This is a genomic window from Streptomyces olivochromogenes, assembly GCF_001514115.1.
GTDB classification, from domain to species: domain Bacteria; phylum Actinomycetota; class Actinomycetes; order Streptomycetales; family Streptomycetaceae; genus Streptomyces; species Streptomyces olivochromogenes.
Window position 1 is genome coordinate 22,715 of record NZ_KQ948495.1, and the last position, 12,738, is coordinate 35,452.

Annotated in this window: 13 protein-coding genes and 2 pseudogenes; 10 read left to right on the forward strand and 5 right to left on the reverse strand. The window is 68.7% G+C overall.

Annotation, left to right across the window (positions count from 1 at the left end):
- Positions 1 to 28: 28 nt before the first annotated feature.
- Together AQJ27_RS49765 and AQJ27_RS49770 are read left to right on the forward strand one after the other, a co-directional pair.
- Positions 29 to 502, forward strand: coding sequence for a carboxymuconolactone decarboxylase family protein (locus AQJ27_RS49765; protein ID WP_067385436.1), 474 nt, complete (start codon positions 29 to 31; stop codon positions 500 to 502).
- Between the two features lie 71 nt (positions 503 to 573).
- Entirely contained in the window at positions 574 to 1,497 is a 924-nt protein-coding gene (locus AQJ27_RS49770; protein WP_067385466.1) for an RNA polymerase sigma-70 factor, read from the forward strand.
- 105 nt (positions 1,498 to 1,602) lie between these two features.
- On the opposite strand, the gene AQJ27_RS49775 is transcribed toward AQJ27_RS49770, so the two are convergent.
- On the reverse strand, positions 1,603 to 2,337 hold the full coding sequence (locus AQJ27_RS49775; protein WP_067385438.1) for a DUF1345 domain-containing protein: 735 nt from the start codon (positions 2,335 to 2,337) through the stop codon (positions 1,603 to 1,605).
- Between the two features lie 59 nt (positions 2,338 to 2,396).
- Here AQJ27_RS49775 and AQJ27_RS49780 point away from each other — a divergent pair.
- From AQJ27_RS49780 to AQJ27_RS49790, 3 genes and pseudogenes are all read left to right on the forward strand, one after another.
- Positions 2,397 to 3,095 (forward strand): annotated as a pseudogene (locus AQJ27_RS49780) (transcriptional regulator); the annotation flags it as partial.
- A gap of 237 nt (positions 3,096 to 3,332) precedes the next feature.
- A pseudogene (locus tag AQJ27_RS49785) lies at positions 3,333 to 3,861 on the forward strand (transcriptional regulator).
- A gap of 145 nt (positions 3,862 to 4,006) precedes the next feature.
- Positions 4,007 to 4,177 carry a hypothetical protein gene (locus AQJ27_RS49790; protein WP_037652668.1) on the forward strand — a complete coding sequence of 57 codons (171 nt, stop codon included), beginning with the start codon at positions 4,007 to 4,009 and terminating at the stop codon, positions 4,175 to 4,177.
- 187 nt (positions 4,178 to 4,364) lie between these two features.
- Here the strand turns inward: AQJ27_RS49790 and AQJ27_RS49795 are convergent, their stop codons facing one another.
- Positions 4,365 to 5,522 (reverse strand): RNA-guided endonuclease InsQ/TnpB family protein, encoded by a 1,158-nt coding sequence (locus AQJ27_RS49795; RefSeq protein WP_235614030.1) that lies wholly within the window; start codon positions 5,520 to 5,522, stop codon positions 4,365 to 4,367.
- Between the two features lie 437 nt (positions 5,523 to 5,959).
- Here AQJ27_RS49795 and AQJ27_RS49800 point away from each other — a divergent pair, with 437 nt between their 5' ends.
- Positions 5,960 to 6,307: a hypothetical protein gene (locus tag AQJ27_RS49800; protein WP_235614032.1), complete on the forward strand. Its 348-nt coding sequence runs from the start codon at positions 5,960 to 5,962 to the stop codon at positions 6,305 to 6,307.
- Between the two features lie 245 nt (positions 6,308 to 6,552).
- On the opposite strand, the gene AQJ27_RS49805 is transcribed toward AQJ27_RS49800, so the two are convergent.
- Positions 6,553 to 7,407, reverse strand: a complete 855-nt coding sequence (locus tag AQJ27_RS49805) for an NmrA/HSCARG family protein (RefSeq protein WP_067385442.1) — start codon at positions 7,405 to 7,407, stop codon at positions 6,553 to 6,555.
- A gap of 221 nt (positions 7,408 to 7,628) precedes the next feature.
- Between AQJ27_RS49805 and AQJ27_RS49810 the strand changes: the two genes are divergently transcribed.
- A complete protein-coding gene (locus tag AQJ27_RS49810; RefSeq protein WP_067385444.1) occupies positions 7,629 to 8,564 on the forward strand; it encodes a DUF5996 family protein in 936 nt (311 codons plus the stop codon).
- Positions 8,565 to 8,616: 52 nt separating this feature from the next.
- On the opposite strand, the gene AQJ27_RS59970 is transcribed toward AQJ27_RS49810, so the two are convergent.
- Positions 8,617 to 9,222 (reverse strand): TMEM175 family protein, encoded by a 606-nt coding sequence (locus AQJ27_RS59970; protein WP_235614031.1) that lies wholly within the window; start codon positions 9,220 to 9,222, stop codon positions 8,617 to 8,619.
- A gap of 213 nt (positions 9,223 to 9,435) precedes the next feature.
- Between AQJ27_RS59970 and AQJ27_RS49820 the strand changes: the two genes are divergently transcribed.
- Both AQJ27_RS49820 and AQJ27_RS49825 read left to right on the forward strand, forming a co-directional pair.
- A complete protein-coding gene (locus AQJ27_RS49820; protein WP_067385470.1) occupies positions 9,436 to 10,650 on the forward strand; it encodes an RNA-guided endonuclease InsQ/TnpB family protein in 1,215 nt (404 codons plus the stop codon).
- Between the two features lie 270 nt (positions 10,651 to 10,920).
- On the forward strand, positions 10,921 to 11,307 hold the full coding sequence (locus tag AQJ27_RS49825) for a hypothetical protein (protein WP_067385448.1): 387 nt from the start codon (positions 10,921 to 10,923) through the stop codon (positions 11,305 to 11,307).
- Positions 11,308 to 11,412: 105 nt separating this feature from the next.
- Here AQJ27_RS49825 and AQJ27_RS49830 read toward each other — a convergent pair whose 3' ends face one another.
- Positions 11,413 to 11,922 (reverse strand): hypothetical protein, encoded by a 510-nt coding sequence (locus AQJ27_RS49830; protein WP_067385450.1) that lies wholly within the window; start codon positions 11,920 to 11,922, stop codon positions 11,413 to 11,415.
- 372 nt (positions 11,923 to 12,294) lie between these two features.
- On the opposite strand from AQJ27_RS49830, the gene AQJ27_RS49835 reads away from it, so the two are divergent.
- Positions 12,295 to 12,732 carry a hypothetical protein gene (locus AQJ27_RS49835; protein ID WP_067385452.1) on the forward strand — a complete coding sequence of 146 codons (438 nt, stop codon included), beginning with the start codon at positions 12,295 to 12,297 and terminating at the stop codon, positions 12,730 to 12,732.
- Positions 12,733 to 12,738 lie beyond the last annotated feature (6 nt).

Consider the following 12,738-nt stretch of genomic DNA (forward strand, 5'->3'; position numbering starts at 1 on the left):
CCACCAAACGGCCCCAGAGGAGCACAGCATGGACGCGCGACTGAACTACTTCGCCGGCCCGACCGCCGCAAAGGCCCTCAAGTACTTCATGTCGGCGGGCAAGGCGCTCAAGGACTCGCCGCTGCCGGCCGCGACGCAGGAACTGGTGGCGCTGCGCGTGAGCCAGATCAACGGATGCGCCGTCTGCATCGACATGCACACCAAGGAGGCCGCCGCTGACGGCGAGACCCCGGTGCGCCTCAACCTGGTCGCGGCGTGGCGTGAGGCCACGGTCTTCACCGAGGCCGAGCGTGCCGCGCTGGAGCTGGCGGAGGAGGGTACCCGGGTCGCGGACGCGGCCGGCGGGGTCAGCGACGAGGTGTGGGCGCATGCCGCCAAGCACTATGACGAGGAGCAGCTCACCGCCCTGGTGGTCCTGGTCTCCTTCATGAACGCGGTGAACCGGCTGAACATCATCACCCGGCAGCCGGCCGGCAACTACGAGGCGGGGCAGTTCCACTGAGAGGCGGAGGGGAAGATGCCTGCGCCGACGGGTGCGGCCGGATGCGGGCGTTCGAGGGAAGGGGGTTCGGCGTGAGCAAGGCCGAGGAGTTCGAGGAGCTGCGGCCGCTGCTGTTCTCGATCGCCTACCGGATTCTGGGCAGCGTGGGCGAGGCCGAGGACGCGGTGCAGGAGACATGGCTGCGTTTTGACGGCTCGTCGACCCGGCCCACGTCGACCAAGGCCTTCCTGTCGGCCGCGGTCACACGGGTCTCCATCGACGTGCTGCGCTCCGCACGGGTGCGGCGGGAGGAGTACGTGGGCCCGTGGTTTCCCGAGCCGCTGCTGAGCGATCCGTATCAGGATCCGGCACAGGCGGTGGAGCTGGCCGACTCGGTGTCGATGGCGGCGCTGCTGCTGCTGGAGCGGCTCAGCCCGCTGGAGCGGGCGGTGTTCGTGCTGCGGGAGGTCTTCGCCTTCGAGTTCGACGAGGTCGCCGCGGCGGTGGGGCGTTCGGAGGCGGCGTGCCGGCAGCTGGTGGTGCGGGCGCGGCGGCACATGGAGGCCGGTCGGCCGCGGTTCGAAGCGGACCGGCAGGAGCGGCACGAGCTGGCGACGCGGTTCTTCGACGCGCTGAGGAGCGGCGATGTGGACGGGCTGCGGGATCTGCTGGCCGCCGACGTGCAACTGGTCGGGGACGGCGGCGGGAAGGCCCCGCAGCTGGCCAAGGCCGTCATGGGCGCGCAGAACGTGGCCCGGGTCCTGGGCACGGTCTTCCCCTTGATGAGCCGGATCGACGTGACGTTCGAGCCGCACGAGGTCAACGGCCAGCCCGGCGCGATCTTCCGGGACCGGGACGGCAAGGTGCTCCACACCCTGGCCCTCGACGTGCTCGACAGTCAGATCCAGACCATCCGCACGGTGCTCAATCCCGACAAGCTCGGCCACCTCGGGCCGGTCGCCGACGCCTGGGCCGTCGACCGCGAGGTGAAGCATGCCCGCCGACAGAGGAACTGACCCCGGTGCGTGGCGCGCGCCCGGATCAACCCGAACCATGGCGCGCCGCCCCTGCACGGCACACACACCGGCCATCACCCGCCCGCACACGGCCACGTGGCCTGGTCACTTGAGGATGTTGACGGCCCGGGCGACCACCAGCACCACCGTCACCAAGGAGACCGAGGACTGCAGCATCATCAGCATCTTGGCCCACCGCGACAGCGGCATCACATCGGTCGGGCTGAAGGCGGTGGAGTTGGTGAACGACAGATACAGGTAGTCCAGGAACGCCGGCTCCCAGTCCGGCGGCGCGGTTTCCGGGCTCTGCATCTGTACGAAGAGGAAGTCGGCGTACTGACTTTGGCCGCGGACCCGCGCCATCGGCCCGCCGCGGTCCCACTCCCAGTACCACAGGGCGAACACGATGACGTTCGTCAGCCAGATACCGCCGCCGGTCAGCAGCAGCGGCCCGGCCTCCGTCGCCTCGGTGCCGTTGACCAGACCCGCCACCAGCCGGACCGCCGACCAGCCGTTGGCCAGACTGATCACACCGGTCAGAGCCAGCCCCCACCACCGCAGCCACCGGGTGCGGGGTTCGACCCGCCGGGGATTGGCCGCGATCAGACCGGCCAGCAGCACCAACTCCAGCGCCGGCAAAGCCCAGTACGGATGGAAGGCGAGCCGGTGCGGCAGCATCCACTGCAGCACGACCGCCACCACGATCACCGCGGTCACCGCCCAGCGCGGCTCACCCCGCGTCGCCCGCCGCCACGCGGGCGCCACCTCACGCTCACCGCTCTCCAGCAGCCGCTCGATCCGCGCCAGGCGGCTCTCGGCATCACCCGTACCCTCACTCATGGCGACGATTGTCCCCGGCGGAGCCCGCCCCTTCGAACGGGCACCGATACACTTGGCGCCGATGCCGACTCCCCGCGGGACGGTACGAGGTGACGGCGCTCGACATCAACGGCGCCTCTCTCTCCGTACTCAAGACCCACCTGCCGATCGGCCGGCCGGAACACACCACCGGCCTCCCGCACGACCGCCGCCGCGCCGGAGTCCACCTGATCACACCCCCGGCATGGGAGTACGAGCACACGCTCCCCAACCCCCTGGGCAACAGGGACGAACCAGGCCCCCGGTGGGTCACCGAACCCACCCTGCGCCTGCTGCTGCGCCTGTCCTCCCCGAAGTACGGGCTGTGCGACCCGCCCCGGATCCACGAGTCGTTCACCTCCGGCGCGAGGGAGAACCTCCTGGAGAAGTTCCGCATCGCCCTCAAGGACGCCAGGGACAGGGCGATCGACACCGGCGACGAGGTGACCCTGGAATACGTCAAGGCGATGTACTCCAAGTTCGTCTCGACGATGGGGGAGTCGAACTACAACCGCGAGTTGTACCGCCCCGACTGGATGCACCTCATCCGCTCACAGGCCTTCGCGAACCTCTGGACCAAGGCGTTCAAGGCGTACGAGGAGGGCCTCACCCTCGTCCGTGCGATGGGCACCGACGAACTCCACGTGATCGGCGACTGGCGTGCGGTCTTCCCGGAGGGACGCGGCGTTTCGGAAGTGAAGATCAAGGACACGTACGTCATCGGCTCCGAGACCACGTAGGCCCGGACGTCGTAAGCCCGGACACCGTAGGCCCAAAGCGGCACCGGACGACAGGAAAACCATTCCGGACCACCACTGCCGGAATTCACCGAAGCCCACTGCCGCCGCCCCCGATCCTATATTCTTGACTCACCCTGAAATACGGGACCATGAGGCTCCGTCAAGTCGGCTGCCGGGAAAGCGAGGAGACGAAATGCCGGAAAGAACAACGATTTCGGCAAATTCGGCGCTCGCGGCATCAAGGGCCACGAGGCCGTGGCCCGGCAACTCGACGCGCTCGCAGGGTTCGTCGCCACCCCGGTCACCGCCCGGCGCGGCCTCCTCGCCCGGCTCCACTACCTCACCCGCTCGGAGCATGCCCGCGCCGCGGCCCGGGAGGCCGGCCTGACGGTCACCGACCGGACGCTGAAGGCCTGGCTGGACGGCAGGCGGAGGCCCTCCAGGAAGAACCTGCGGAACATCGAGAGCGCCTACCTGCAGGTGCGCCGGCGCAACCGCGCGTTACCTGCTCGGCCGTCTCAACCGGGAAGGCCGCGGGACCCGCGTGGAGTGCCACCCGCTCAACCAGTCCCAGGTCACCAGGCCCCACCACTGCGTCGCCGAGTTCCGCACCCTCAACGTCCGTCACTGGGACCGCATCGTGGAGGCCTGGGCCGCCGCCGACGACCAGGCCCTCGACGACGCCTGGATCAACGAGGCCGTCGTGGACCTCGGTTCCCAGTGGGGCCAGTACGAATACGTCACCACCATCGGATTCGCGGCCTGACCAGCAGGTCCACAGGCCCGCCTGCCGGACGGGTGAAGGATTCGGGGCGGTACCGCATTCCCGCACCGAAGGATAAGAAACCCATAAACTTCGGGTGCATGGTGGGGTGTTGCCGGGGAACTCGCTGCTTCGGAGGTTGATAACTATGGTTCCCCTGCTTCTCGTTCTTCTGCTTGCCCTGGTTCTCTTCGGTGCCGGTTTCGCGCTGAAGGCTCTGTGGATCGTGGCCGTGATCGTGCTGGCCGTGTGGCTGCTCGGTTTCGTCATGCGTTCCGCCGGAACCGGCGGCGGCCGTGGCCGCTGGTACCGCTGGTAGCGAACAGCAATTCCACCCCCTGGTGCGGGGCGGCCCCGGATGCCAACGTCCGGGGCCGCCCCGCACGCATGTCACCTTCTCGGCCGTGAACGGCCGAGCTTGTACGGCTCAGCGTTGTTCACGCTCTGTCGCGCTCCCGACTGTCCCCTACGACGGGACGGTCACGGGTCGCATCTCCCGCCTCCGGCTACACCGGTGGCGGGACGGGCATGGTGACGAATACCCACACCGAGCGTGCACGGTCGCGCACGTTGACCCCGGCGACGACATCGGCGGGCCCAGCGAGGCCGCACCGACGACAACAGAAACGGTCCCGGGTGGGCCGGTTGGCCCGCTCCGTGTGCCCGCAGCGCGGGCAGCGCTGCGAGGTGTAGGCCGGATCCACTTCCAGGAACGGCACCCCGGCCCGACGGGCCTTGTAGGCGAGGTGCTGTCCGAGCTGGTGGAACGGCCAGGAGGAGAGGGTGCCCCGCTGGTCGCGGCGTAGCCGTACCCGCTCGCGGATCCCGTCGAGTGCTTCGACGGCGATCCCACGACCGGTGCGTTGTGCGACGGACACGATCCCCTTGGAGATCACATGATTCACGTGCGTGGCATGGCGCTGTTCCTTGCACTTGCGGCGGGAAAGCCGCCGCCGGGCGGAACGGGTCTTCTTCTTCTGCAGTTCGGCTCGTATGCGGGCCTGCCACCTGCGGTAGCGCGACAGGCGGCGGCCCTGGTAGTTGGTCCCGTCAGACGTGGTCGCAAGGTTCGCGATGCCGCGGTCCACCCCGATCCAGTCCGCCGGCTCGCGCATCTCGGCGTCGGGGATCTCGCAGGTCGCGATCAGGAACCACTTTCCGCCGCGCTGGATGAGGTCACTCTCGCCGCGCCGGTACTGGACCAGGGTCTTGAGCTGGTCGGGGTGGCCGGTGTAGCGGATTCCCTTCATACGCCCGTCCACGGTCCAGATGGAGACGGTGCGCGCGTCGTGCTGCCATGACAGGCAGCGGTCGTCGAACGGCTGGGCCGCCTCCGGCCGGAAGACGATCGGCGTACTGAGCGCCTTGCGATACCGCCGGGATGTCGGGGGCCCCAGATTCCCGGCGCGCAGGTTGGCCCGCAGGGTGGCGTAGGCGTCGACCACCTTCTTCACCGCCCGCACCGCCGGCTGCGCGGACAGCCCGAAGGCCGCCTTCAGGTCCGCGTACACCTGCTTCTGCAGACCGTTGCGGTCCCTCAGGCCTCGGTTGAAGGCGATGGTGGAGGCATGCGTGGCGGCCCTGTTGCAGGCGCGCAGGGTCGCCTCCAGTGCCGACGCCTGCACAGGCGTCGGCAGCAGCTTCACCTGCACCACCAGCTTCACAACCCCGGACCGTAGTACGACCACCGCACACGTGGCCGCCCCATGACCGGAAGTCACCACTGCCGGTGACCTGTAGGGCGGTTGTTCGTATTTCCTGGCTCCGCCAGGCAGCCGTGCGGGCGCTCCGCGCCCGCCGAATGCAGATGCGGCGACGCTCCGCGTCGCGGCCACAGGAGGCGATTCCTCCCCGGCGTGAACGCCGGGGCATCCTCGCCAGAACCAGGTGAAAATGCCGACGCCGACGCCGACGCACGGGTGACGGGGGAGCGGGGCAGGAGAACGGTGTGGCAGGGAGGCCCGCTGTGCGCGCCCGGAACCGCGCACCTCCAACACGGCGGACTTCCCGGGCACACCAGGCCGCACGCCTCGGGCACAGCATGGATCACCCCGGCCGAGGCGGACCGAGGCGCCGAGGGCAGGATGGACCCGTGCCCACCATGGTGGTTGAGATCCACGTACCGCTGCTGCCGACGCTGCACCTGCCGCAGGGCGCCCACCCGTTCCCGTGGATCGGGGAGATCGAGGATTTCCTGGCCGATCTCGAAGACCAGGGCGACGTGGAGGTCTTCGATGACGGAGAGGAGCACGAGGATGCCTACGTCTTCTTCGTCACCGGATCCGGTGAAGAGCATCTCGTGGCGGTGGCTTCCCGCGTGGCCACTCTGCCCGGGGTCCCGGCGGGGACCTTCGCGGTCGTCAGTGACGACGAGGCCGAGGAATTCGGACGGGGGCGACGAGTAACTCTTCCGCTTCCTGTCCGGCCTGCTGAGGGCTCGACGCCGTGAGCTCGGCACACGGTGGCGCCGCCTCCCGGCGGACATCGTTTCACCACCGCCTACCGATGCCATGGCCCCAGTCCGATGACCAGCGGACCGACCGCAGACGGAAGGGCCGGGCCGGCCGACGTCCACCGGCCTTCGACAAGGCCCGCTACCGACGCCGCAGTGCCGTCGAGCGGTGCGTCAGAAAGTGGAAGCAGTACCGCGCTGCCGCCACCCGGTAGCTGATGTCGGCCCCCAAGGACCCGTTGTCATGGTGTCGTTGCGAAGGTGTCTTCGGCCCAGCCGGCGAACGACGTCCAGTGCAGATCCGGATGGGCGGCGTGCAGCGCCGGCAGGTCGACGCGGTAGCCGGGGCCACGCAGGAACGTCCACATCGCTCGCATGTCGGCGTTGCCGATCTCGTCGAGCTGCACTTCGTGGTGGCGAACGGGCGCGCCGACTGCCGTGCTCAACGCGGCCGCCATGTCATCGGGCGTGGGGGCGTCGCCGGCCAGCTCGATGCGCTGTCCGGCGAACGCGTCGGGCGCGGCGAAGACGGCGGCGGCGAACTCGCCCAGATCGGGGCGTGCCAGTTGCTGCAGTGGACGGTCCGGTGGCAGGGGCAGATCGAGCACCCCCTGGCGGATCCGGTCCTCGCCGCCGAGGGCGTTGTCGAAGAAGTAGGTGGGCCCCAGGATCGTGTAGGGCACCTCGTCGGCGGCCAGTTCCCGCTCGATGACGGCCTTGGTCTCGAAGTGCGGCACGCCGGTGTCCTGGTCGGCACCTGCCACGGAACTGAAGACCAGGTGTGGCACACGCGCATGACGGGCGGCGGCGAGAATGGTCCGGCCCTGTGCGATCTCGGCGGCCGGTCCTGACTCGAAGGGCGTGGTCATCGCGAACACACCGGCTGCGCCCCGCATGGCTGAGGCCAGGGATTCGCGGTCCATGAGATCCCCGGCCACCACCTCGACGCCGCGCGCGGCCAGGCCCCGGGCCGCAGCGGATCGGGGGTTGCGGACCAGGCCACGGACGGCGGCGCCGTGGGACAGCAACGCGCTGACGACGGCGCCGCCCTGTCCTCCGGTCGCTCCGAGAACCAGTACCGACTGGTCGACGTTCAAGAGGAAAGCTCCTTCCGGCCGGCCCCGGAGGGCCTCGCCGCTGGTGGGACCGAGCCGCTGGAACACTTCCCGCGGCGCGGGCGCACGGCTGCTCGTGGAGCATGCAAGCGTCCCGGTCCGGTGGCCGAGGTGAGGCGCGCCGGGGGCCTGCCGGGTTGCCTGATTCCTCGGCCGAGGGCAGCGTGGTCGGTGTCGGCCAGTTGTCCCGGGAGGAGTGTGCTGTGGCCGTGATCTCCGATGGGGTGTGGCCGCGGCTGCGCGTCGCCGACTGGACCGAGACCCGGGACACACTGCACATGTGGACCCAGATCGTCGGCAAGATCCGGCTGGCCCACGCGCCCCTGGTCAATCACTGGTGGCAGGTCACCTTCTATGTCAGCCCGCGCGGCCTCACCACGTCGGCGATCCCCTACCGCTCAGGGGTCTTCGACATCGAGTTCGACTTCCTCGACCATCAGCTGCGTATCCGCGGCAGCGACGGCGCCCACCGCAGCGTGGCCCTGGAGCCGAGGCCGGTGGCCGACTTCTACCGCGAGACGATGCGGGCCCTGAGTGAGCTGGGAATCGAGACGAAGATCCAGGCGTCTCCCAACGAGGTGGAGCTGGCGATCCCCTTCGACGAGGACCAGCGGCACACTTCCTACGACCCGAGGGCCGCGCAGCTCTTCTGGCGGCAGTTGCTGCAGGCCAACCGGGCGCTGGGGGAGTTCCGCTCGTACTTCGTCGGCAAGGTGAGCCCGGTGCACTTCTTCTGGGGCGGCATGGACATGGCCTGCACGAGGTTCTCCGGACGGGCGGCGCCGCCGTATCCCGGCAGCGCCCCGAACTGCGGTGACTGGGTGATGGTGGAGGGCTACTCCCGCGAGCTGAGCAGCTGTGGTTTCTGGCCCGGCGGCGGTGAAGAGGGAGCCTTCTACTCGTACGCCTATCCCGAGCCGGGTGGCTTCGCCGGCCACCCGGTCACCCCGGCCGACGCGTTCTACAGCTCTGACTTCAGCCAGTTCCTTCTGCCGTACGAGGCGGTGCGCACCGCGGCCGACCCGGACCGGGCACTGGCCGGTTTCCTGCACACGACCTACGAGGCCGCCGCGGAGCACGGCGGCTGGGACCGGGCGGCCCTGGAAGAGGACCCGAACCGGTGGCGACGGTACCGGTAGAGGGGTGCGACCGAACGGCTCGTACCCGCCGCTGGATCGCGGCCGCCGGCGGTCACGTCCGGTGTCCACGGCGGCGCTTCGCCGCGGCGATCTCGCCCGAGATGGGAAGCCAGAAGTAGATGATGAAGGCGGCGATCACGGCCACGCCGAGTACGGGAACCAGGGCGCCGAGCAGGATTGCGGTGGCGAGCCAGACCAGGGCGAGCCGGAAGCGCCGGCTGACGGCTGCCACGCCGGCCGCATCGATGGTGGTGCTGAGCAGGCGGCGGTCACGGCGGACGTACCTCCAGATGACGTTGAACAAGACGGCCAGGAGTGCGAAGGCGGCGCCGTGGAAGACGACAGCGGTGCGCTGCCCGTGTCCGTCCCGGAACGCCTCGGCCAGCACGGAGGCGGCGAACGGCAGGAGCGCGACGTCCATCAGCAGCACGGTGTTGAGGAAGAGCACCACTCGGTCGGCGCTGCGGATGTGGTCGAACATGATGTGGTGGTTGGCCCACACCTGCCCGATCAGCATGAAGGTGAGGACGTAGGCCAGGTAGGACGGCCAGAGCGCGGCGAGGCCGTGCAACAAGTGGCGGGTGTCGTGCGGCGGGCGGATCTCCAGGACGAGCAGCGTGATGGCGATGGCGATGACGCCGTCGCTGAACGCGACCACCCGGGCAGGATCACGCTCCACACCGAACGACGTCGCCCCTCCTCCTGGTCCATCCGGTCCGTCCGGTCCATCCCTGATCTTGCGTGAGTATCCCCGGCTTCAGCCGGGGAGGGAAACGCATCCTCGGCCCGGAGGCGCGAAGCGCCGGAGTTCACTGCGTTGTCAGTGGCCTTCGCTATGTTGATCACACTTGACCGAAGGGGGGTGGGCCGGATGATCCGTGCATACAAGTTCCTCATGCGGCCCACCGTGGGCCAGGCCGCTGCGCTCGCCGCGATGCTGGCCGATCACTGCTCGCTCTACAACGGCGCATTGCAGGAACGCCGGGACGCCTACCGGCACGTGTCGAAGACGAGCGTCACGTATGGGCAGCAGTCCGCACAGCTCAAGGAGATCCGCGGCTTTGACCCGGAGCGTCAGGGCCGCTGGTCTTTCTCCTCCCAGCAGGCCACCCTGCGCCGGCTGAACAAGGCGTTCGCCGCGTTCTTCCGCCGGGTCAAGTCCGGTGAGACGCCCGGCTATCCGCGTTTTCGCGGGGTGAACTGGTTCGACACGGTGGAGTTCCCCAAGGACGGGGACGGCTGCCGCTGGGACTCCACCCCGCACGACCGGGTGACCCGCGTCCGTTTCCAGGGTGTCGGGCATGTCAGGGTCAACCAGCACCGGCCCGTGGTCGGCAAGGTCAAGACCGTGTCCGTCAAGCGCGAGGGCAAGCGCTGGTACGTCGTCCTCACCGCCGAGCAGGAACCGCCCGAGCCGCTGCCCAAGACGGGCAGCGTGGTCGGCATCGACATGGGGATAGCCTCATTCCTCACCACCTCCAACGGTGAGCACGTCGCCAATCCCCGCCACGGCCGCAAGGCCGCTGCGAAGCTCGAAGCAGCGCAGCAGGTCCTGTCCCGTTTCCCGCGTGTGCGCCGCGACAAGCGCACCGCCAACCACCAGCGGGCCGTGGACAATGTTGCCAAGCTGCACCGCAAAGTCCGCCGCCAGCGGCTCGACCACGCCCACAGGGTCGCTGTTGACCTCGTGCGGGAGCACGACGTCATCGCGCACGAAGACCTCAAGATCCGCAATATGGTCAAGGCCCCCGCGCCGAAGGCCGATCCTGACCAGCCGGGCAGCTTCCTGCCCAATGGTGCTGCTGCGAAGGCCGGGCTGAACCACTCGATCTCGGATGCCGGATGGGGGGTGTTCCTGACGCTCCTGCACGCCAAGGCTGAAAGTGCCGGACGGGAAGTGATCGCCGTGGACCCCCGCAACACCTCCCGCACCTGTCCCGAATGCGGGCACGTCGCAGCGGAGAACCGGCCCACCCAGGAGAGGTTCCACTGCGTCTCGTGCGGCCACACCGCGCACGCGGACACGGTGGGCGCCCAAAACGTTCTACGGGCCGGGCTGGTCCATCGCGACGCCAACCCGGCATAGCGAGAAGCCTCCTGGTTTACGAGGGGGAGGAGTCACGAACAGGTTCTGTCATCGCCCCAGCCTCCGGCACCGCACGCTCCTGCGCGCGCAACCAGGGAGCGTTTTCCCTGAAGACGACCAAGGCCGCGCACGGCACGGGGATTACGATTCCATCAGGATCGAAGTGATCGCCCTGGGCGGCCCGTGCTCGGCATAGAGGCCGCAGCACACCGTGCCTCGACGCACCTTGATCCGGTCACGGCTCGGTGACACGACAACGCGGGGGAATGCATGCGTGCTCACAGGAAGATCGGCGCGGCGCTGGCGACAGCGGCGCTGGCTGTCGGGTTCGGCGCGGTGGCGGCTCCGTCCGCCGGTGCCGCCGCGGGCTGTTGGACCAACGACGGCGGCATCAGGTGGTACTGCAACAACGTGTCGGGTGCGCCCGTCTACGGCATCATCGGCAACAACCACTCCTACCCCGACTCCGGCAAGATCGTCGGCTACATGTATTCGAACCCGAGCTGGTTCTACTGCAAGGAGGACGGCCAGGCCTGGGTCGGCGGACCGCACCCGACCCGCTGGCTGATGACCGTCGCCGACAACGGACAGCTGGGATTCATGAAGGACACCGCGATCTACAGCGAGACCGACCCGGTGCGGGACTGCTACGGCTAGCGGGTCACCTCGTGGAGCTCAGGCCCTGACGGGATACGCGTCAGGGCCTGCCTGATCATGTCGTGCCTGGTCATGTCGTCTTCGTCGCGGGAAGGCGGGGCGAGTTCAGGTGTCCGGGCGGGCCGGCTGGGTGCTGTTGTCGGTGGCGGGCTTGGCGGTGGGCCACTGCGCCAGCGAGAGCATCGCCATCACCCGGCGGATGAGGTAGAAGGCCAGCGGCAGTTCGACGCACGCCGCGAGCACCGCCGACAGCCACACCCCGGAGGTGCCGAAGGCGAGCGACACGTCGAACCACGCGTCGCAGATCAACAGCACCGCCGTCGTGGTCGCCGACACGATCACAGCGCGGTGCCGCAGCCACCCGAGCAGCGCTGTGGCCGCCATCGCGACCATGAGCAGGGCGTCGAATCCGACCCATGTCACGCGCCACTGGCGGACCTCGTACACGGACGGCAGCGTCATCGCCAGCAGGACCGTCCAGGGGACAAGACCGAGGGCGCAGACGGTGAGCAGCTCCAGCGTGTGGCGCCGGTGCCGGCGTATCCGCTCGGGCAGATCGGCCGCGGCCGCCGGGGCCGCGGCTTTTTCCTGGGTGCTGGCTTGGGCGTCGCTCACGTCGGCTGCTCCGTTCTCGTCCGTCCCGGGCGGACAGCGGCGGGGTGCTCCGCCGGCATCGGGCGGTCAGGTGCCGGTGATGATCCAGCCCGGACCTGCCAGGCTAACCCGCACCCGTCCCGCCCCGGCTCCGGGCCCCTTGATGTGTGGCTTGATGTGCCGCTTGATGTGCCGCGCGTCCGCAGCAGAGCTGCCGTCGTCCGTCAAGTCCCGAATTCTCCTGCCACGCATTCCAGGGGCATGACTCCTTTCGTCCGCCGGTGCCTAATAGAGATGCGGGCCCGTTCAACAGCAGCTGGCCCTCACCGAATGGCCGCGAATTTCCCAGGACTGTTCGGAAACCCTGATTATCTCTCACGGAGGAGAATTCCCATGACCCGCACTTCCCGTACTCAGCGCCTTGTGATGCTTGCCGCCTCGACCGCCCTGGCGGCGGGAGGCGCGCTGATACCCTCCAGCGCTTTCGCCGCCCCGGCGACGCCGCACACCGGGCCCGTGGCCGCGGTCACGGCAAGCCACCAGGGCCACCAGGCCGCCGAGATCACGGGGCTGGTCAAGAACAGTACGACCACCACCACCAAAACGACGGTCAAGAAGGAACTGACCATCAAGGGCCTCAAGATCACCACGATCACCAAGGCGACCAAAATAACCAAGAATTCCAAGGGTGTCGTGGTCAAGAAGGTCGTCACGACGACCAAGAATGTCAAGTTCATCAAAATCGGTGGAAACGACGGCAACAACAATATCGGTGGAAACGACGGCAACAACAATATCGGTGGAAACGACGGCAACAACAATAATGAATAACAGCCG